This window comes from Mesorhizobium sp. WSM3859 (assembly GCF_002295065.1).
In the GTDB taxonomy this organism is placed as follows: Bacteria; Pseudomonadota; Alphaproteobacteria; order Rhizobiales; family Rhizobiaceae; genus Mesorhizobium.
In genome coordinates, this window is record NZ_NSGG01000007.1 from 200,992 (window position 1) to 221,540 (window position 20,549).

General features: G+C 63.7%; 18 protein-coding genes. 7 read left to right on the plus strand and 11 right to left on the minus strand.

Going from position 1 to position 20,549, the window contains the following annotated elements; all coding sequences use genetic code 11:
• Positions 1 to 38 precede the first annotated feature (38 nt).
• The 3 genes from guaB (at position 39) to CK230_RS17290 (ending at position 2,624) form a co-directional block, all read left to right on the plus strand.
• A complete protein-coding gene (gene guaB, locus CK230_RS17280; RefSeq protein ID WP_095818343.1) occupies positions 39 to 1,541 on the plus strand; it encodes an IMP dehydrogenase in 1,503 nt (500 codons plus the stop codon).
• A 67-nt stretch (positions 1,542 to 1,608) separates the two neighbouring features.
• Positions 1,609 to 2,136 (plus strand): hypothetical protein, encoded by a 528-nt coding sequence (locus tag CK230_RS17285; protein ID WP_095818472.1) that lies wholly within the window; start codon positions 1,609 to 1,611, stop codon positions 2,134 to 2,136.
• A gap of 68 nt (positions 2,137 to 2,204) precedes the next feature.
• The gene (locus CK230_RS17290) at positions 2,205 to 2,624 is read left to right on the plus strand and encodes an MAPEG family protein (protein WP_095818344.1); all 420 of its coding nucleotides are present in this window, start codon (positions 2,205 to 2,207) and stop codon (positions 2,622 to 2,624) included.
• A 1-nt stretch (position 2,625) separates the two neighbouring features.
• Here CK230_RS17290 and rnd read toward each other — a convergent pair whose 3' ends face one another.
• Entirely contained in the window at positions 2,626 to 3,777 is a 1,152-nt protein-coding gene (gene rnd / locus CK230_RS17295) for a ribonuclease D (RefSeq protein WP_095818345.1), read from the minus strand.
• Positions 3,778 to 4,041: 264 nt separating this feature from the next.
• On the opposite strand from rnd, the gene aspS reads away from it, so the two are divergent.
• Positions 4,042 to 5,835, plus strand: coding sequence for an aspartate--tRNA ligase (gene aspS / locus CK230_RS17300; RefSeq protein WP_095818346.1), 1,794 nt, complete (start codon positions 4,042 to 4,044; stop codon positions 5,833 to 5,835).
• A gap of 234 nt (positions 5,836 to 6,069) precedes the next feature.
• Here the strand turns inward: aspS and CK230_RS17305 are convergent, their stop codons facing one another.
• Entirely contained in the window at positions 6,070 to 7,260 is a 1,191-nt protein-coding gene (locus CK230_RS17305; RefSeq protein WP_095818347.1) for a hypothetical protein, read from the minus strand.
• A 53-nt stretch (positions 7,261 to 7,313) separates the two neighbouring features.
• Positions 7,314 to 7,628 carry a hypothetical protein gene (locus tag CK230_RS32525; RefSeq protein WP_141246054.1) on the minus strand — a complete coding sequence of 105 codons (315 nt, stop codon included), beginning with the start codon at positions 7,626 to 7,628 and terminating at the stop codon, positions 7,314 to 7,316.
• Between the two features lie 46 nt (positions 7,629 to 7,674).
• On the opposite strand from CK230_RS32525, the gene parC reads away from it, so the two are divergent.
• Positions 7,675 to 9,930: a DNA topoisomerase IV subunit A gene (parC, locus tag CK230_RS17310; RefSeq protein WP_095818348.1), complete on the plus strand. Its 2,256-nt coding sequence runs from the start codon at positions 7,675 to 7,677 to the stop codon at positions 9,928 to 9,930.
• A 243-nt stretch (positions 9,931 to 10,173) separates the two neighbouring features.
• Positions 10,174 to 11,373, plus strand: a complete 1,200-nt coding sequence (locus tag CK230_RS17315; RefSeq protein ID WP_095818349.1) for an AI-2E family transporter — start codon at positions 10,174 to 10,176, stop codon at positions 11,371 to 11,373.
• Here CK230_RS17315 and CK230_RS17320 read toward each other — a convergent pair.
• The 4 genes from CK230_RS17320 to CK230_RS17335 all read right to left on the minus strand — a co-directional run bounded on the left by CK230_RS17320 (position 11,361) and on the right by CK230_RS17335 (position 14,552).
• On the minus strand, positions 11,361 to 12,257 hold the full coding sequence (locus CK230_RS17320) for a DMT family transporter (RefSeq protein ID WP_095818350.1): 897 nt from the start codon (positions 12,255 to 12,257) through the stop codon (positions 11,361 to 11,363). The genes CK230_RS17315 and CK230_RS17320 overlap by 13 nt on opposite strands.
• Positions 12,258 to 12,384: 127 nt before the next feature.
• Positions 12,385 to 13,149, minus strand: coding sequence for an arginyltransferase (locus CK230_RS17325; protein ID WP_095818351.1), 765 nt, complete (start codon positions 13,147 to 13,149; stop codon positions 12,385 to 12,387).
• Between the two features lie 148 nt (positions 13,150 to 13,297).
• Positions 13,298 to 13,768, minus strand: coding sequence for an RDD family protein (locus CK230_RS17330; RefSeq protein WP_095818352.1), 471 nt, complete (start codon positions 13,766 to 13,768; stop codon positions 13,298 to 13,300).
• 106 nt (positions 13,769 to 13,874) lie between these two features.
• Positions 13,875 to 14,552 carry an isoprenylcysteine carboxylmethyltransferase family protein gene (locus CK230_RS17335; RefSeq protein ID WP_095818353.1) on the minus strand — a complete coding sequence of 226 codons (678 nt, stop codon included), beginning with the start codon at positions 14,550 to 14,552 and terminating at the stop codon, positions 13,875 to 13,877.
• A gap of 191 nt (positions 14,553 to 14,743) precedes the next feature.
• On the opposite strand from CK230_RS17335, the gene sthA reads away from it, so the two are divergent.
• Positions 14,744 to 16,141 carry a Si-specific NAD(P)(+) transhydrogenase gene (sthA, locus tag CK230_RS17340; RefSeq protein WP_095818354.1) on the plus strand — a complete coding sequence of 466 codons (1,398 nt, stop codon included), beginning with the start codon at positions 14,744 to 14,746 and terminating at the stop codon, positions 16,139 to 16,141.
• Here sthA and CK230_RS17345 read toward each other — a convergent pair.
• Genes CK230_RS17345 through CK230_RS17360 form a run of 4 tightly spaced genes read right to left on the minus strand, consistent with a single transcriptional unit; the run spans position 16,138 to position 20,531 of the window.
• Positions 16,138 to 17,244 (minus strand): substrate-binding domain-containing protein, encoded by a 1,107-nt coding sequence (locus tag CK230_RS17345; protein WP_095818355.1) that lies wholly within the window; start codon positions 17,242 to 17,244, stop codon positions 16,138 to 16,140. The two genes, sthA and CK230_RS17345, sit on opposite strands and share 4 nt — an antisense overlap.
• The gene (locus CK230_RS17350; protein ID WP_095818356.1) at positions 17,244 to 17,861 is read right to left on the minus strand and encodes a 5-bromo-4-chloroindolyl phosphate hydrolysis family protein; all 618 of its coding nucleotides are present in this window, start codon (positions 17,859 to 17,861) and stop codon (positions 17,244 to 17,246) included. The genes CK230_RS17345 and CK230_RS17350 overlap by 1 nt, the downstream gene beginning before the upstream one ends.
• 8 nt (positions 17,862 to 17,869) lie before the next feature.
• Positions 17,870 to 19,441, minus strand: a complete 1,572-nt coding sequence (locus tag CK230_RS17355; protein WP_095818357.1) for a substrate-binding domain-containing protein — start codon at positions 19,439 to 19,441, stop codon at positions 17,870 to 17,872.
• A 10-nt stretch (positions 19,442 to 19,451) separates the two neighbouring features.
• Positions 19,452 to 20,531, minus strand: a complete 1,080-nt coding sequence (locus CK230_RS17360; RefSeq protein WP_095818358.1) for a toxic anion resistance protein — start codon at positions 20,529 to 20,531, stop codon at positions 19,452 to 19,454.
• Positions 20,532 to 20,549: the final 18 nt, after the last annotated feature.

The window sequence follows — 20,549 nt, forward strand, 5'->3', positions numbered from 1 at the left end:
TCGGCCCAGCGCCTTTTCCGCATTCAAAAGGACTGGCCATGGGAAAAATCATCGAAACGTCCACCGGCGCCCTGGCGCTGACCTTCGACGACGTGCTCTTGCAGCCCGGCCATTCAGAGGTCATGCCGGGCGAAACCGACATCCGCACCCGCATCGCCGGCGATATCGACCTCAACGTGCCGATCCTGTCGGCGGCGATGGACACCGTCACCGAAGCGCGGCTGGCGATCGCCATGGCGCAGGCCGGCGGCATCGGCGTCATCCACCGCAATCTGACCCCGGCCGAGCAGGCCGAGCAGGTCCGGCAGGTCAAGAAATTCGAATCCGGCATGGTGGTGAATCCGGTCACCATCGGTCCGGACGCCACGCTTGCCGACGCGCTGGCGCTGATGCGCTCCAACGGCATTTCCGGCATTCCGGTGGTCGAGAATGGCGGCACGGGCGGCCACACGGTCGGCCGCCTGGTTGGCATCCTCACCAACCGCGACGTGCGCTTCGCCTCCGATCCGGCGCAGAAGGTCTATGAACTGATGACCCGTGAGAACCTGATCACGGTCAAGGAAAATGTCGATCAGGACGAGGCCAAGCGCCTGCTGCACAAGCACCGCATCGAGAAGCTGGTGGTGGTCGACAGGAACGGCAATTGCGTCGGCCTGATCACCGTCAAGGACATTGAAAAGTCGCAGCTCAACCCGCATGCCACCAAGGACGCCCAAGGGAGGCTGCGCGCCGCCGCCGCCACCAGCGTCGGCGACGATGGTTTCGAGCGCGCCGAGCGCCTGATCGACGCCGGCGTCGACCTGCTTGTCATCGACACCGCGCACGGTCATTCGCAGCGCGTGCTGGATGCGGTGGCGCGGGCGAAGAAGCTGTCGAATTCGGTGCGCATTCTGGCCGGCAATGTCGCCACCGCCGACGGCACGCAGGCGCTGATTGATGCCGGCGCCGACGCGGTCAAGGTCGGCATTGGCCCGGGTTCGATCTGCACCACGCGAATCGTTGCCGGTGTCGGCGTCCCGCAATTGTCGGCGATCATGTCGGCGGTCGAGATGGCCAGCAAAGCCGGCGTCAGCGTCATTGCCGACGGCGGCATCAAATACTCGGGCGATCTCGCCAAGGCGCTCGCAGCGGGCGCAAGTGCGGCCATGATCGGCTCGCTGCTTGCCGGCACCGACGAGAGCCCGGGCGAGGTCTATCTGCACCAGGGCCGCTCCTTCAAGGCTTACCGCGGCATGGGCTCGGTCGGCGCCATGGCGCGCGGCTCTGCTGATCGCTACTTCCAGGCCGAGGTCCGCGACACGCTGAAACTGGTTCCGGAGGGCATTGAAGGGCAGGTTCCCTACAAAGGACCTGTGGCTGGCGTGCTGCACCAGCTTGCGGGCGGCCTGAAAGCCGCTATGGGTTATGTGGGTGGACGTGACCTTGCAGATTTCCGCGAGCGCGCCACCTTTGTGCGCATATCCAACGCCGGACTTCGTGAAAGCCACGCCCATGACGTCACGATCACCCGCGAAAGCCCCAATTACCCGGGCGGAATTTGATCGGGAGGCCGACCAGTCCGACCGCCAGGGCGGACTGCGGCGTGATTTAAGTGTGGCCGTGCTGCGGCTGTCGCGGCACGCGGCGGCGCTCTCCATCGCCTCGATTGCGCTCTTCCTCGCCATGACCGCGCTGGAGTTCCTCTATTTCCAGCGCTTGAGCGGCGGCCTGGCCTCGCTCGACATCCGCGTCGCCGGCTTCACCCCCGACGAGGGCATGGCCTGGCTCACGGCGCTCGGCCAGCGCGGCGGCGAAATCATCATCGTCTGGCACTATCTGACCTTCGATCTCTTGTTCCCGGCGCTGCTGTCGCTGACGCTGGTCAGCCTCATCCTCGTTTTCGGACGGCGGCTCAGCACTTTCCGCGCCATGTCGGCGCAGTTGCAGGCACTGTTCGCACTGGTGCTGGTGCTTCCCTACGCGGTCGCCGACTACGCCCAGAACTTTGCCGTGGCGCGGTTGCTGTCCGATTTCCAGTCGGCCAATCCCGATTCGCTGGCGTTCGCCTCGTTGCTGACCGTCACCAAATTCGCGCTGCTGGCCATTCCGGTCTTCGTCATCGCCGTCTTCGCGCTGGCCGGACAGCGGCGGCGCTAAAGCAATTCCAGGAAAAGTGTAAAGCGGTTTTCCGTCCGGAATTGCGTTAGAAAAAAGAGGAGGGAAGGATGCGCCAGACCGCCATCTTCTGGCCGATGCTGGCGCATGTGCTCCTGGTCTATATCGTCTACCTGGTGATGCTGAAGCGGCGCTATGGGGCCGTGAAGTCGGGCGAAGCCAGGCTAAACCAGTATAAGCTCCGCTCGACCGAGCCGGCCTCGAGTGTCACCGTCGCCTACAATCTGATCAATCAGTTCGAGCTGCCGGTGCTCTTCCACGCGCTCTGCCTGGCGCTGTTCGTCACCAACGGCGTGAACTATCTCACGCTGGCGCTGATGTGGATGTTCATCGTCACGCGCTATGTCCACGCCTGGGTGCATCTCAACGGAAACCACGTGCCGCACCGCACCGGCGTCTTCTTCCTCGGCGCGGGCATACTTCTCATCGCCTGGATCTGGTTCGCGCTCCACCTGCTTGGAGCGGTTTGATCTAAAGATCGAATACCGCGATCCTGCGCCTGTCGAATTTGATGCCGATCTCGCCGCGCACCAGCCTCAGCGCCTGCTCGCCGAAAACGGCGCGCCGCCAGCCCTGCAGCGCCGGCACGTCGGCTTCGTCGCCCTCGGCCGCTATGCGGTCGATATCGTCGCTGGAGGCGAGCACCTTGGTGGCGACGCCTTCCTTTTCGGCGACGATCCTGAGCAGCACCTTGAGCAGTTCCGCTGCCGCGTTCGATCCTTCCGGCGGCTGCACGCTCTTCGGCAGTTTCGGCATCGCGTCCTTGGGCAGGGCAAGGGCGGCGTTGACCGCGCCGAGCAGCGCGGTGGCCGTGGCGGAGCGTTCCCAACCTTTCGGGATGGTCCGCAGCTTGCCGAGGGCTGCCGCATCGCGCGGCGCCTGTTGCGCGATCTCGTAGATGGCATCGTCCTTGAGGACGCGGCCGCGCGGTACGTCGCGCTCGCGCGCCTCGCGCTCGCGCCAGGCGGCCACCGCCTGGACGATCGCCAGCTCCTGCGGCTTGCGCAGCCGCATCTTCAGCCGTTTCCAGGCATCCTCGGGATGCGGATCATAGGTCTCGCGCGAGGTGAGGACATCCATTTCCTCGTTGAGCCAATGGCCGCGGTCCTCACGCTTCAGCTCGGCGCTGAGATGCTGGTAGACTTTGATCAGATGGGTGACGTCGGCAAGCGCGTATTCGAGCTGCTTGTCGGAAAGTGGCCGGTGGCGCCAGTCGGTGAAGCGCGAGGATTTGTCGAGCCGCGCCCCGGTGACCTTCTGGACGAGCTGGTCATAGGAAACGCTGTCGCCGAAGCCGCAGACCATGGCCGCCACCTGTGTGTCGAACACCGGATGCGGCACGAGATTGCCGAGATGGACGATGATTTCGATGTCCTGGCGCGCCGCGTGGAAGACCTTCAGCACCGCTTCGTTGGCCATCAGCCGGAAAAACGGTTTTAGGTCGATGCCCGGCGCCAACGGGTCGATAAGCGCCTCGATCCCAGGCGCGGCGATCTGGATCAGGCAAAGGATCGGCCAGAAGGTCGTCTCGCGGATGAATTCGGTATCGACGGTAACGAATTCCGACTTTTCGAACGCCGCGATAACGCTCTCGAGTTCTTCTTGTGTGGTGATGACGCGCATCAAATCGCTTTGGCACAATATTAGGCCTCTTTCAATTTCAGCCGCGGACGCTTTCGTCAAGCGCCGCAACGCCGCCGCGCACCGCTAACTTTCGCGAAAGCGCCATTCCCGGTGGCCCGGGCAGGGCGGTTCGGGCCTCTCCAACTCGCCAGAACAGCCGAAGCGCGCCTGTGTGACCGCTTGCCTTGACAAAGCCGGCCTCTCATGCGCTTTTCGCGCCAATTTTCGAGCCGGGCTGGTGCCCGCAATTTCCGGACTTTACCCATGACCACGCATCGTTACCGCAGCCACACCTGTGCCCAGTTGAGAAAGAGCGACGTCGGCAATTCCGTCCGCCTGTCGGGCTGGGTGCACCGCGTGCGCGACCATGGCGGGCTGCTCTTCATCGATTTGCGCGACCATTACGGCCTGACCCAGATCGTCGCCGATCCGGATTCTCCGGCCTTCAAAGTGGCCGAGACCGTGCGCGGCGAATGGGTGATCCGCGTCGACGGCGAGGTCAAGGCGCGGCTGCCGGAGACGGTGAATGCCAACCTGCCGACCGGCGAGATCGAGATTTTCGCGCGCGAGATCGAGGTGCTGTCCGCCGCCAAGGAACTGCCCCTGCCGGTTTTCGGCGAGCCGGAATACCCGGAAGACATCCGCCTGAAATACCGCTTCCTCGACCTGCGCCGCGAGACGCTGCACCGGAATATCGTGGCGCGGACAAAAATCATCGCCGAGATGCGCCAGCGCATGGGCGAGGTTGGCTTCACCGAGTTCTCGACGCCGATCCTGACTGCCTCCTCGCCGGAGGGTGCGCGCGACTTCCTGGTGCCATCGCGCATCCATCCCGGCACCTTCTACGCGCTGCCTCAGGCGCCGCAGCAATATAAGCAGCTGATCATGGTTTCGGGCTTCGACCGCTATTTCCAGATCGCGCCCTGCTTCCGCGACGAGGACCCGCGCGCCGATCGCCTGCCCGGTGAATTCTACCAGCTCGACCTCGAGATGAGCTTCGTCGAGCAGGACGACGTGCTCAGCACAATGGAACCTGTACTCCGCGGTGTTTTCGAGACTTTTGCCAACGGCAAGCCGGTAACCCAGAAATTCCGCCGCATTCCTTATGACGAGGCAATGCGCACCTACGGCTCCGATAAGCCGGACCTGCGCAACCCGATCGAGATGCAGGCAGTCTCGGAACATTTCCGCGATTCCGGCTTCAAGGTGTTCGCCAACATCCTCGCCAACGATCCGAAGGCCGAGGTCTGGGCCATTCCGGCAAAGACCGGCGGCAGCCGCGCCTTCTGCGATCGCATGAACTCCTGGGCGCAAGGCGAGGGCCAGCCAGGTCTCGGCTACATCTTCTGGCGCAAGGAAGGCGAAAAACTCGAAGGCGCCGGCCCGCTGGCCAAGAACATCGGCGAGGAACGCACCGAGGCGATCCGCCAGCAGCTCGGCCTTGCCGATGGCGACGCCGCTTTCTTTGTCGCCGGCGACCCGAAGAAGTTCGTCACTTTCGCGGGCGCCGCCCGCACACGCGCCGGCGAGGAGCTGAACCTCGTCGACCGCGAGCGCTTCGAGCTGTGCTGGATCGTCGATTTCCCGTTCTTCGAATGGAACGAGGACGAGAAGAAGATCGACTTCGCCCACAACCCGTTCTCCATGCCGCAGGGCGGCATCGACGCACTGAACGGCCAGGAGCCGCTCGGCATCAAGGCGTTCCAGTACGACATGGTCTGCAACGGCTTCGAGATCGCGTCGGGCGGTATCCGCAACCACCTGCCGGAAACCATGGTCAAGGCGTTCGAGATGGTTGGTCTGGACCGCGCGACAGTGGAAGAGCGCTTCGGCGGCCTCTATCGCGCCTTCCAGTATGGCGCGCCGCCGCATGGCGGCATGGCGGCGGGCGTCGACCGCATCGTCATGCTGCTCGTTGGGGCAAAGAACCTGCGCGAGATCACCATGTTCCCGATGAACCAGCAGGCCTATGACCTGCTGATGAACGCGCCGTCCGAGGCGACCCCGCAGCAGCTGCGCGAGCTGTCGCTGCGCGTCGCGGTGACGAAGAAGGACTGACGGCAGCGTAGCGACTGCCCTTTCTCCCCGTCACTATACGGGGAGAAATGTCCGGCAGGACAATCAGGGGCGGCGCAGGTGCTGGCTATTTCCAAGTGGCGGTAGCAGCTGAGGCCTTCTGAAAGGCACTCGGTTCAGCATCGAATTTGATATCCGCAAGCGTCGGCGCTGCCCCTCATCCGCCTGCCGGCACCTTCTCCCCGTATAGAGACGGGGAGAAGGCAGCCAATTCGATCAGTCCTGGTTCGCTTTGACCTTGACGCCCAGCGTCTTCGGCAGGTCGAGCGGGTTGGACATGGCGCCGGCCATGATCAGCGCGAACGGCACCGACGACGGCGGTTCGGCCGAGATTTCCAGGCTCTTGGGATCGTCGAGGAAGGTGTTGACCGCCGCCGAGACTTCCGCCGTCAGCTCGGGATTGTTGAGCTGCGCCATGCCGAACGGCACGATTGCCTTGGCCTGGTTGGCGACGTCCTTGCCCGACATGCCCTGCTGCTTGCCGACATAATCGAGCACCTTGCCGGTCAGCGAATCGTCCTCGAAGCGCACCGATGCGCCGTTGAAGGAAAGCTGCTGCATCAGGCCGAGCATGGCCATGCCCTGCGCGGAATTGTCGGCGCCTTCCGGCTGCGAGGCGAGCTGTTTCTGCATCGCCTGCATCGACTTGATGAAATCGACCGTGTAGCCGCCGAGGTTGAAGGTCATGCCGAGCGTGCCGGCATTCTCGACCGAGATGTCATATTTGGACAGCTCCATCTTGCCGTCGCTCGGCTGCCATGTGCCGGCCATGGCAATGTTGCCCGAGATGTTCTGGTAGCCCAGCGCCTCGATGGCTTCCTTCGACTTGGGGTCGTCGACCAGCGACAGGTCGGCGGTGAATTTTTCGGTGTTGGCGGTGAAGTCCATCGCCTTGCCGTCGGCCGGTGGGGTGATCTGGACCGCGAGCCCATCCATCGCGAACGCCGTCTTGTCGCCGACCTTGACCGTCATGTTGGACAGCTCCGCCGACTTGTACATCATCAGCGAGCCGAGCGGGTCGGTGCTGCCTTCGGCCGGGACCTTCATGTCGTGGATGACAACCGGGCTGAGGTTGAGCGTCACGCCGTCCTTGCTGTGTTCGAAAGGCGAACTCGAGACGGTGGCGATCTCAAAGCCGCCATTGGCTTCGGTGACCCCTTCCAGCTTGACGTCTCCGATCGGCAGCGCTTCCTTCTCGGCCGCCGGCTTGATGGACACGCCCTGCAGCACGGCGTTCGAATCGTCGCCGGAGACGCCGGTCCAGGAAATTTCTACGCCCTGGGCGGCAAGGGCGGCCTTGAAGCGTTCGGCCACCGCCGGATCGGCGGCGAAAGCCGCATTGAGCGGCAGCGTCAGCAGAAAGGTCGAAAAGGCCAGTTTCTTGAGTGTTGAGCGTTGGATTGTCATGGCGAGTTCCCTGTCCTGATTTGGCTATGAAAATTGTTTTGAAACCTGCTCCATCACCATTCCGAGACGAACGCGACGGGAAGAAGGCATTTTCTGGCACATTTGTCGAAAATGGCGACGAAAAGCAAACGCGGGCGGGCAGCCATTGCTTGGTGCGGTGAATTTGTCATGAAGATCGCGGCTTTCCTCCGCCAGCGCGTTGCATGCCAGATAGAGGCCGCTTGTAACGAGTTGATGTTGGCCGGCGTCATGGTGCCGCCGTGGCCTGTTGCAGATCGACCGCAAATTGCCGCCCCCTTCCGGGCGCTTCCGTGAAATCCTTCACATCGCCGGCCGCGCTTGCCGGCCGCGGCGAAATGCGCCGACATTCACGCGGCGCTTGCCGCGAATCACCCGCTCGGCTAGTCCAAATCCATGGGAAAGAGGCTTTTGCCGCCCGATGACAACGGCGGCGGCGACAAAATCGAACCGGTCGATCTGAAGGAAGCGCTCGAGCGGCGCTATCTCGCTTACGCGCTGTCGACCATCATGCACCGGGCACTGCCGGATGTGCGCGACGGACTGAAGCCGGTCCATCGCCGCATCATGCATGCCATGCGGCTGCTCAGGCTCAACCCCGATCAGGGTTTTGCCAAATGCGCCCGCATCGTCGGCGACGTGATGGGCAAGTTCCATCCGCATGGCGACCAGTCGATCTACGATGCGCTGGTGCGCTTGGCGCAGGATTTCTCGATGCGCTACCCGCTGGTCGACGGGCAGGGCAATTTCGGCAACATCGACGGCGATAACGCCGCCGCCATGCGCTACACCGAGGCGCGCATGACGGAGGTGGCGAGCGAGCTGCTTGCCGGCATCAACGAGGACGCGGTCGATTTCCGCCCGACCTACAATGAGGAGGACGAGGAGCCGTCCGTTCTGCCGGGCGCCTTCCCGAACCTGCTCGCCAACGGCTCCTCCGGCATCGCCGTCGGCATGGCAACCTCGATCCCGCCGCACAACGCGGCCGAGCTTTGCGACGCCGCTCTCCATCTGATCGAGCATCCGGAAGCCCCGGTGGCGAAGCTGATGGATTTCGTCCAGGGACCGGATTTCCCGACCGGCGGCATCATCGTCGACAGCCGCGCCTCGATCCTCGAGGCCTATGAGACGGGCCGCGGCGGTTTTCGCGTGCGCTCCAAGTGGAGCCAGGAGGATCAGGGCAGGGGCACCTGGAGCATCGTCGTTACCGAGATCCCTTACGGCGTGCAGAAGGCCAGGCTGATCGAGAAAATCGCCGAGCTTCTGATGGCGCGCAAGCTGCCGCTGCTCGAAGACATCCGCGACGAGAGCGCCGAAGACATCCGCATCGTACTGGTGCCGAAGAGCCGCACCGTGGATCCCGGCATCCTGATGGAATCGCTGTTCAAGCTCACCGAGCTCGAAAGCCGCTTCCCGCTCAATATGAACGTCTTGTCGCGCGGCAAGGTGCCGAACGTACTCTCGCTGAAAGGCGTGCTGAAGGAGTGGCTCGACCACCGCCGCGAGGTTCTGATCCGCCGCTCGAAATATCGGCTGGGCGAGATCGAGAAGCGGCTGGAAATCCTCGCCGGCTACCTGATCGCCTATCTCAACATCGACGAGGTCATCAGGATCATCCGCGAGGAGGATGAGCCCAAGCAGGTGATGATGGCCCGCTGGTCGCTCACCGACAACCAGGCCGAAGCCATCCTCAACATGCGCCTGCGCGCCTTGCGCAAACTCGAGGAAATCGAGATCCGCAAGGAGTTCGATGGGCTCACGGCGGAGAAGAAGCAGATCGAGGCGCTGCTCGCGTCCGACGCCAAGCAATGGGCGACGATCAAGTGGGAAGTCACGCAGCTTCGCGACAAGTTCGGCCCCGAGACCGAACTCGGCAAGCGCCGAACCCAGTTCGCCGACGCGCCCGAACATGACCTGACCGACATCGCGCATGCGATGATCGAACGCGAGCCGGTCACGGTTGTCGTATCGGAAAAGGGCTGGCTGCGCGCCATGAAGGGCCACCTGACCGATTATTCGCAGCTGGCCTTCAAGGAAGGCGACAGCCTGAAGCTTGCCTTCCATGCCCAGACCACGGACAAGATCCTGGTCTTCACCACCGGCGGCAAGTTCTACACTATCGGCGCCGACCGGCTGCCGGGCGGGCGCGGCCATGGCGAGCCGATCCGCATCATCGTCGACATGGAGAACGACCAGGACATCGTCACCGCTTTTGTCCATGATCCGAAGCGCAAGCTGCTGCTCGTCTCCTACGATGCCAACGGCTTCGTCGTTTCGGAGGAAGAGGTCGTCGCCAACACCCGCAAGGGCAAGCAGGTGATGAACGTCAAGGCGCCGGACGAAGCCAAGCGCTGCATTCCGGTGTCGGGCGACCACCTCGCCATTGTTGGCGAGAACCGCAAGATGCTGGTCTTCCCGCTGGCCGAAATCCCGGAAATGGCCCGCGGCAAGGGCGTGCGCCTGCAGAAATACAAGGACGGCGGCGTGCTGGATCTCAAGACCTTCACGCTGGAAACCGGGCTCTCCTGGCAGGATTCGGCCGACCGCACCTTCACCAAGTCGCGCGAGGAACTGGCCGAGTGGATCGGCGCCCGCGCCGCCGCCGGCCGCATGGTGCCCAAGGGTTTCCCGAGGACGGGGAAATTCGGGTAGTGCCGACTTCCCTTCTCCCCTTGTGGGAGAAGGTGTCGCCGAAGGCGACGGATGAGGGGTGGTCCAGGGAACGCCCACGTCTCACTCCGCTGGAACACCCCTCATCCGTCTCGGCGCTATCGCGCCGATCCACCTTCTCCCACAAGGGGAGAAGGAAAGTCGCCATTTGGACTATCGTCACGATTGCTGCACTATGATGGTGCATAAGCATCCATCGAATATCGGGCAGGGAGAAACGCCGGGTTGAAGCGGGCTGAGATCCAGAAGCCGGGGCAACGCCTGTTCGGCCTGTCGACGCCGCTCAGGGCTGCCGTCATTCCGCCGCTGTCGGCGGCGCGCTGGCTCCTGGTTCTGATCGTCGCTGCCGGAGTCTATTTCTTCCACGGTTTCCTGTTCCCGGTGCTGGCCGCGCTCGTCATCGCCTTTGCCAGCTGGCCGCTTTACCGCCGGCTGCTTGTCGCCGTCGGCGGCAATCGCACCGTCGGCGCGACGCTCGCGATCCTCTTCATCCTCACCTTCCTGGTGGTGCCGATCGCGCTGGCCGGCACCTATGCCATCAACGAGCTGCGCGAGTGGGTCACCTGGGCGATCGAGACCAACCGGCACGGCGCGGTGACACCGGGCTGGATTGCCACCATGCCGGTCATCGGCGAGTGGCTGAACGAGCAGTGGACATCCTATCTTGGCCATCCCGGCGGCATCGGTGAACTGATTCAAGCGGTCAGCGGCTCCAATATCGGAAATATCTATCGCGGAGCTTTGGCTGCTGGCGGCAGTGCCTTCAGCCTGCTGCTGACGCTTCTGTTCATGATGATCGCGCTGTTTTTCGCCTATCGCGACGGCGAGTCATTCGCGGCCCAGGTCGATCGCTTGGGCGAGCGCATCCTGCCGACACGCTGGGAGCGCATCTCGCGCGTCGTGCCGGCGACCATCTCCTCGACCGTGACGGGCATGACCATCATCGCCATCGGCGAAGGCCTGGTGCTGGGCATCGCCTATTGGCTCGCCGGCGTGCCGTCGCCGGTTACGCTCGGCGCGCTCACCGGCATCATGGCGCTGATCCCGGGCGGCGCGCCGCTCTCCTTCACCCTGGTCTCGATCTACCTCGCCGCCAGCGGCAAGCTGTTCGCTGGCGCCGCACTGTTCACCTGGGGCGCGGTCGAGCTCTTCGTCGTCGACAAGACACTGCGGCCCAAGCTCGTCGGCGGGCCGATCAAGCTGCCTTTCCTGCCGACCTTTTTCGGCCTGATCGGCGGCGTCAAGACCATGGGCTTCCTCGGCCTGTTCATCGGCCCGGTATTGATGGCGCTGCTCGTCGCCATCTGGCGCGAATGGCTGCGCGAGGTCGACTTGATGGACGAGATACCACCGGTGCCCGACGAGGCCGGCGCGCCGCCCCAGATCGAGGCGGCCGCCGAGCCGAGGAAGATTCAGGCCGGGTGAACCACGGCAAGCGCCGCCCGGCGCTTGCGGCCCTCATGCAGTTGCCAGAGCGAATGCGCCACCAGCGTCACGATCAGGATCGTGCCGCCGATCAGGCTGTTGCGTGTCGGCGTCTCGGAGAAGATCACCCACACCCAGACTGGGGCGAACACGGTTTCCAGCAGGTAGAACATCGCCACTTCCGGCCCTGAAATGTATTTCGGTCCATTTGCAAGGCAGAAGAACGAGATCGGCATGATCACGGCGCCGTTGAGGATGATCCACCACGGCGCGTTCACGTGAAAACCTTCGCCCGAAACCATGAAGACGGCGAGCGCCAGCGGCAGGATGACGCCGACCAGCCCGGTGAAGCCCATGTCCTTGCCGCTGGCGCGCGAGATGGTGATGGCGAGAGCAACGAAGAAGGCCGAGCAAAGCGCCATGAAATCGCCGAACAGATGCCCGGTGCCGACCGAGCCGCCGACGATGATCAGAACGCCGAGGATCATCGCCAGCATGGCGATCACGGTCGCGAGCCGGGGTCTTTCCTTGAGGAAGAGCCACGACAGCAGCGCCGCGAAAACGGTGTTGAAGGCCAGGATGAAGACAAGGTCGGCGGTCGAAGTATGATAAACGGCCGTGACGAAGCTTATGCCGGTCAAACCGTAGCAGAAAGCCACGGCAAGCCCCGACCAGCCCGGAATGAGCTTCGGCGCCTTCCTGTCCAGCGACCTCCAGATCGCCCATATCACCAGCCCCGCCAGCAACGTGGTGCCGGTGCGCAGCAGCATGATCGTCCAGGGTGTGCCGTCGGCAAGCCGGATCAGCGGTATGTCTATGGTCAGTGTCAGGCCGCCGATGGCGGTGATCAGGAGACCTTTTTGGGGGTCGGTATGGGTGGACACGTGGGCAATCTCGCAAAGCAGTCTTGAAGAGGCGCACCAGCGGCCATGCCGCGGTCCTTTCAGCCTGAGGGCCGAAAGACCAGCGTCCTCCTCCTTGAAACAGCTTAAGGGTGAAGCGTAGGACGGCTCAGCGACTGACCGCTTCGTGATCGTAGCGTTCCCAGCCTTTCGGGCCGAGATGCTCCTGCGGCATGAAACGCATCTTATAGTTCATCTTGCGCGAGCCGTTGACCCAGTAGCCGAGATAGACGTGGGGCAGGCCCATCGCCTTGGCGCGGGCGATGTGGTCGAGGATCATGAACGTGCCGAGCGAGCGGTCCTCGAGGTCGGGATTGAAGTAGGAATAGACCATCGACAGGCCGTCTGCCATCTTGTCGGTCAGCGCCACAGCGATCAGCTCGCCATGGCCTTTGCCGGTTATGAAGGTGTCGGGGCCACGACGCCGGTATTCGATGATCTTGGTGTCGACATGCGTGTCTTCAACCATCATCGCATAGTCGAGCACGGTCATGTCAGACATGCCGCCACGGCGATGGCGGGCGTCGAGATAGCTGCGGAAGAGCGAGTATTGCTCGGTCGAGGGCTGCGCGTCATGCATGGCGCCGACAAGATCGGCATTGTGCTGGATGACGCGGCGCATGTTGCGGCTAGGGTCGAATTCCTGCGCCAGGATGCGCACCGACACGCAGGCGCGGCAGGACTCGCAAGCCGGGCGGTAGGCGATGTTCTGTGAGCGTCGGAAGCCGCCTTGCGTGAGCAGGTCGTTCATTTCCGGCGCCTTGTCGCCGACAAGGTGCGTGAAAACCTTGCGCTCGAATTGTCCCTCCAGATAGGGACACGGCGACGGCGCGGTCAGGAAGAACTGCGGCGACTGGGTCGGATGCTGCGTCATCTAATCTTGGAAACGCTCCTGCGAATCGCCCTACCTTTGGCCCGGCCGGCGAAAAATTCAACAGGATTGTGCTGCCGCGGCATCTGCGGCCTGTTCATATTTTGGGACAGGCGGCTTGCTCGTTCGATGGATGCGGCTGTCGACACCGTCAGATGTCGGTGCGGGTGACCACGGTGCCGAGTAGCAGATCGTGCAGCGTGCGCTTGCGGTCGGAGAACAGTGTGACCAGCAGCACCAGCGGCGTCAGAATGACGTTGCCGGCCCAGAACAGAACGGAATGCACCACCGCCGTCATGCCGTCGATGCGGCTGCCGTCGAGCTTCTCCAGGCGGATGCCCATGATCTTCATGCCCGTCGTCGCCTGGTCGCGGCTGCCCAGCGTGTTCCAAATGTAGAGGATGGCAACCATCGGCACCAGCACCGAAAACAGCGCCCAGCCGAGGCCGAAGGTCAGCAGCCCGAGAATGGCGACCAGGATGGCGAAGGGAACGGTCAGCAGCGCGACGAAGAAATAGTCGAGCAGGAAGGCAAAGATGCGCCTTGTCCGCACTCCGCGATAGGCGCGGGTGTCCTCGAACCTGGTCGTAATGATCTCACCATGCAGCACGCGTGCGTTCATGTCCGTTCCTCGATCGCCGCATCCGCATAAGGATGCCTGCCATCCTCTCAAATGGTGAGAGCGGCCCGGAATTCAAGCAACGTGCCCGCCGGCGGCCGGCGTGATCTCAGAAAATGCCGGGACAGAGCCTGTAGCGAACGCGCCCGAGATAGTCGCGATATTCCTCCGTCAGCGCCAGGATGCGTTCCTCGCGCAGGATGCGATGGACCTGGAACAGGGTGATGATCGCGTAGACGGTGAAATTGTAGACGGAAAAGCTCGACAGCAGGAACAGGATGTGCCCCGCTAGGTAGCCCGCATAGATCGGATGCCGCACGAACCGGTAAGCCCCTCCGGTGACGACGCCGCGATTGGCGGGCAGGATGGCGAAGGAGCGGCCGAGCGACATCTTGCCCCAGATGACCAGCCACAGGGCCAGGAACTGCAGTGGCGCTGCTATAAAGAGCGGAATGAGGGCGGTGCCCTCCTGAAGCGAGACGAAGCCCGAGCCGAAACCGGCGGTCACCGCGATAAAGACCGTGAAAGGGCTCCAGTCGCGCACCAGCGGCCGCCGCGCCAAAAGCAGCCAGACGAAGGTCAGCGTCTCGGAGATCGTCAGCAGCAGAACGTTGAGGCGGCCCGGATCGACGATGACATTGTTCACGCCCCGATAGACGAAGATCGCCGCGACGAGCAGCGCGATGAAACGGAACAGGCCTTCACGCAGGTCCACGAAGACCGGGTGGGATTGCAGGTCGGACAGGAATCCAGTCGCTATGCCAGGCAAGGTATCGCTTTTGGACATGAACACTCAGCCACCCCATGGTTCCCCTCGATCATGACCATTGCACGCAAGCATTGCTGTCGGGTTAAGTTTCACGGTGCACATCGTTGAGTCCTCGAAATTTCCGCGACAGGCGGGCGCGATAGGCAGTTGAACATGACGCCGCTGCCAGTTTAGCTTGCTGCGGCGCACAAGATGCGGGGACGGGGTTCATGGACTACGATATGCTGGTCATCGGTAGCGGCCCTTCGGGACGCCGCGCCGCCGTGCAATCTGCCAAGCTCGGCAAGTCGGTCCTGGTGGTCGATCGGGGCAGGCGTCTGGGCGGCGTTTCGGTGCATACCGGCACCATCCCGTCGAAGACGTTGCGCGAGACCGTGCTCAATCTCTCTGGCTGGCGCGAGCGTGGCTTTTACGGGCGCGGCTACCGGGTCAAGCAGGACATTTCCATCAGCGACCTGGTCGACCGGCTGCACAAGACCCTCGACCATGAGGTCGAGGTGCTGCAGCACCAGTTCATGCGCAACACCGTAAGGAGCGCGCGCGCCGCGGTCAAATTCCTCACGCCGAACAAGGTCAGTCTGACCGCCGACAATGGCGACTACAGTGAGGTTGGCTTTGCTAACGCGCTGATCGCAGTCGGCACCAGGCCGCACCGGCCGGCCGACGTGCCCTTCGACAGGAAGCGCGTCTTCGACAGCGACGAGATGCTGGAGCTCCACCATCTGCCGCGCACGCTGACGGTGATCGGCGCCGGCGTCATCGGCGTCGAATACGCCACCATCTTTTCGGCGCTCGACGTGCCGGTGACGCTGGTAGAGCCGCGCAACACCATTCTCGACTTCATCGACCGCGAGATCGTCGACGACTTCATCCACCAGATGCGCGATCGCGGCATGACGATCCGGCTCGGCAGCACGGTGAAGGAGATCGCCTCGAAACCCGATCATGCCGAGGTGACGCTGGCGGACGGACGCACCATCCGCTCCGAGATGGTGCTCTATGCCGCCGGCCGCACCGGTAACGTTGCCAGCCTCGGCCTCGACGCGGTCGGCATCGAGGCCGACGCCCGCGGCCGCATCAAGGTCGATCCTCAAACCTTCCAGACCAGCGTGCCGAACATCTACGCCTCCGGCGACGTCATTGGCTTCCCGAGCCTTGCCTCGACCTCGATGGAGCAGGGCCGGGTGGCGGCTTGCCACGCCTTCGGCGTCAACCTGCCGCCGCCGCCCGAGAGCTTTCCCTATGGTATCTACGCGGTGCCGGAGATCTCGACGGTCGGCCTGTCGGAAGAGCAAGTGCGCGAAAGCGGCGCCGCCTACGAAGTCGGCCTGGCGCGTTTTCGCGAGACGTCGCGCGGCCACATCATGGGCGTCTCAAGCGGTTTCCTGAAGCTGTTGTTCTCGGTCGAGACGCGCCGGCTGCTCGGCGCCCATATCGTCGGCGAGGGCGCCACCGAGCTCATCCATATCGGCCAGGCGGTGATCAACCTCGGCGGCACGGTCGACTTCTTCGTCAACAACACCTTCAACTACCCGACGCTGGCCGAAGCCTACAAGATCGCGGGCCTGGACGCCTGGAACAGGATGGGGCAGGGCAAGCTCGACTAGGCTTCCATCTGCGACAGCAGCGAAAGCATCACATCGGCCGAAGGCATCGGCAGCACCGCCTCGATTTCCGCCGGCCGCACGCCGGCGATGGCGTCGGCGTCGCCAGCCACGGTGCCGAGCGGCCCGCGGAACCCGTGCTTCGACCAGGCGAGTTGCTGCAGCTTCGGGCTGGTCAGCGCCTCGAGCAGCGGGTCGACCGACGGATCGATGACGATCAGCGGGTGCGCCGAATAGACCGTCGGGTGCGGATAGAGGATCTCCGGCTTGGCGCCGGCGCCTGCCTGCACGCGCTGCCAGCGCGCCGGGTCGGCGAGCGCCCATTCGACCAGTTGGTTCTCATAGCCCACAACCATCGGCTCGGCGCCGAGTCCGCCGGCGATATATTGGTCGAACAACTTGCCCGACGAGGACGATTTCAACCCCATGCTGCGGAAGATCGCCTTCGCCTGCTCGCCATGCTGGGCAAGCAGCTCCTGCGTCGCCACGTCGCCGCTCATCAGGCTGAGCACGAGCCCAGCGAACATGAAGCCTGAATTGGAGCGGTTGGGATCGGTGGAGACGATGCGCGTCCGGCCGTAGAGTTCGGGAATGCCGAGATCCGACCAGTTCTTGCCGGCGAGGATGGCGTCAAGCAGCGCCTTGAGGTCGAGCTGGTTGTAGCCGCCCTTGGCGGCGACGGTGACCAGCCCGCTCTTCTTCAGCCCCTCGACAACCGGTTCCCAGGTGTAGACGACGATCGGCGAGTTGAGCACCACCTGGTCGTTGCGGACGGAGACGCCGCTCTTGCGGGCGAGGTCGACCATGATAGACGATGACGGCCACAGGAATTGCGGCTTCTGCGTCAGCAGCGCCGGCTCGCGCACCATCTCGACCGAGCCAGCGACGCGCGCGTCGAGCTCGAGCCCGTAACCGCCGAGCGCGCTGATCACATCGGGATCGACCAGAAAAGCCTGCTTCTCGCCGCCGATGAAGCCGAACAGATGGGCGCGGTTGCCGAGATAGCCGCGGAACTCCGGCCGATCCTTGAGCGTCAGATAGCCGCCCGTCCCGGCCGCGGCGGCACCAAGCAGACCCAGTCCGAAAGCGCGGCGAGAAAGGGCCATCAGCGACCGATATCCTCTTTCAGCGACTCCTGGATGAGTCGAAGGTCAACGTCGAGGGTGCCAAGCTCGGAGTCCGCCTGGCTGTCGGCATAATGCACGAAAGCGTCCTGCAATTTGGTGATCACGGCGCCGACCGTGGCAAGTCGCTGCTTGCTCGGCGCGCGGCGGTCGGCCAGCGTCGCATAGCCTTCCGCGACTTCCGCCGCCTGCGGCACGTAATAGGTCAGGAAGCGCCGCACGGACGCGGCACTCGCCGGCTTCGCCTCGACCTTGGAGATCACGTCGGCGGCGATGTCGGAGAGGTTCTTCACCTTGGCCTTCATATCCTTGTCGGCGATCGAGCCAGCCGCTGCCGCCAGCCGGTCGGCCGCCGGCTGCGCCTGCGCCAGCAACTCGCGCGCGAACGCCACCTGGCCGCCGCCGATCGAGCGCAGGTCGAGTCCTTCGAAAAGCTGGCGCGGCGCCAATACGAAGATCAGCCCGGCGAAGACCAGCACCGAGATCACCGCCGAGACCAGGAAGGGGAAGTGGGTGAGGGTGCTGAGGCCAATCAGCAGCGCAGCCGACACCAGCCCCGCCGCGATCCAGTTCCCGTCATTGCCGAACAAGCCGCGCATCTTTGGCCTTAATTATAGCCGCGCGCGGCGCGGAAGGCACCGGCAAGGTCGCCGCCGCCGTCGAAGACGCGCGCCGAGGTCGCCTTGGCCAGACTGTCGAGTTGGCTCTTGTCGGCATCGCCGAAGGTGATGCCGAACACCGGCACCCGCACCGGCGCCTGGCGCCACTCGGCCAGGAACGGCTCGGCGCTGCCGTCGGTGCGGCCGTCCGTCATGATGACGATCGCCGGCAGGTATTTCGACAGGTCGGGTGTGGCCAGGATCTTCCGCAGCGCCTGCGAGGCGCATGCATACATGTCGGTGCCGCCGCCGGCGCGCTGATGCGCCACATCGCCGAGCAGCTCGTTCTGGCCCGCCGGGTCGCCGGCCGCGTTGAAAACGTCGCGCACCGTGCTGTCGAAGGGCAGCACGAAGATGTGGTCGGACGGCGTCCACTGCACCAGCACCTCGCTCGACTTTTCCGGTGTGAAGAGGAATTGCGCGGCCGCCTGCAACTGCTTCTCGCCTTCGTTCTCCATCGACCCGGAGAAGTCGAAGCAAAGCGCCGTCAGCGACGGTTTGCGCAAGGCCTCCTGATAGAGGTTCAACGCGGTGCGGATGACAGCGGGCTCGGGCATGCGGATCGAGGTCACCAGCTTGCCGGGATCGAAATTCCAGTCAGGCTCCGCCGTCGCCTGGACGGCGGCGCCGCCGAGCGGCAACCGCCGGCCGGTATCGGCGATGCGCTTGCGCACCGCATCCGACTGCAGATAGGCGAGCAGGTCGCTGAAGAATTTCTCGACGTCGGCGCCGCGCCCATGATCGATGAAGCCGAGCGGGGAATCGCCGACCGCCACACCATCGGCCGGATAGACCGCATAAAGCGGCTCGTCGCCCATCTGTTTCAGCTTGTCGTTGGTCTCCTTCAGCGTCGCCTCATAATTCCACATCGCGTCATAAAGCGTGCCCTTGCGCGCGGACTCAACATAGAGGTCGGCCAGCCAGCCGGACGACCCGGACGACCGCTCGACGCCTTGCAACAGTGCGCCGACCGTGTCATGCACGGACGGATTGTCGAGGTCGCCGGGCTCGATCACCTGCTTGCCGCCGAGTGCGCTGGAAAGCATCGCCAGATAGGCGCTGGCGCCGGAATTGGATTGTGTCGCCGAAGTCATCAGGAATTTGAGCTTGCCGTCCTTCACCGCGGCGAGGATGTCCTTCATGTAAACATCCTTGCCGATCCAGCCGAGCTCGGCGGCCTTGGATTTTCGCACGCCGAGGATGACCGGCATCTGCGCGATCGAGGTGAGGTTGCGCACCTTGCGGCCGGAATCGAACAGATCGACCCAGACGCTGGACGCCGGCCAGACGGCATCCTGGTCGAGGCCGTCGGGCTTCTGCAGGCCGAGGCCGATATCGAGCGACCCCTGGTAGGAGATGGTGCAGGTCGCACCCTGCTTGGCGCAGAATTCCTGCACGATCGGCTCCAGCACCGTGTTCTCGGAACCGGAGACGATCGAGAATTTGACATTGCTCGAATTGCAAGCTGCCAGCAGCAGCGCGGCCGCGAGCGCTAGAACGAACGAAGGCTTCATTCGCATCGAAGCCCCGTCAGCCCTGCGTCAGTGCTTTCTTGAGGTCGGCGGTCATCTGATCCATCTGCTTTTCAGCCTCGGCCCGCTTCTGCCGGCCTTGCTCCTGGACCTTGAGCACGCCTTGCACGGTATCGATCAGGTCGCGGTTGGCCTGCGCCAGCGTCTCGACATCGACGATGCCGCGCTGCGCCTGCTCTTCGATCGAGATGGCCTGATCCTTCATCATTTTCGATGTCTGGCGGATCATCTCGTTGGTGGCGTCGGTCACCGTCTTTTGCAACTCCAGCGCCGATTTCTGGTTGGTCAGCCCAAGCAGGATGACCATCTTCTGCTTCCAGGCCGGCACGGTCAGCGCCGAGGTCGCCTGAAGGTTCTCGATCAGCGTCTCGTCGCCCGACTGCACGATGCGGATCTGCGGCAATTGCTGGATGCCGAGTTGGCGCGCCTGCACCAGATAGAAGATACGCTTTTCCAGCCGGTCGAGCGCCTGCACGGCGTCCTGATAGGTCTGCGCCTCCAGTGAGCCGGCGGCGTCGGCGCTCTTGGCCTCGGCCGCGGCCTTCAGCTTCGGCAGCTCGTTGGCGCGGTAATCGTCGACGAATTTCTTGCCGGCCTGCACATAGGCGTCGAGGTTGAGGATGGACTCCTTTGTCTGCTCATGCAGGTCGTCGAGCACGGCGATGTCGCGGCGAAGCGTATCCTTATGACGGTCGAGCTCGAGGCCGATGCGGTCGATCTGCCCGGCGACATCCTCGTATTTCTGCTTGAAGCGTTCGAGCCTGGCCCTGAACGAGGAGAACAGGTTGCTCAGGAATCCTTCGTCCTTCAGCGAAGCCGGGTCCAGATTCTTGGCCTTCATGATGATGTCGGTGAGCAGCGTGCCGGTGTCGCCGAGATCGCGGTTGCGGATCTGTGAAAGGATCTTGTCGGCATAGTCGCTGACTGCCTGCTGGGCGCGGTCGCCGAAGATCGAAATCGCCGCACGGTCGCGAATATCGATGCCGCCTTCTATCCTGGCGACTTCGCCCGGACTGGCGGCGATGACAGGCAATTTCGAAGTGTCGTCGAGCAAAGTGATGCTGTTCTCACCGGCCATGCAGACCTCCCCTCAGTG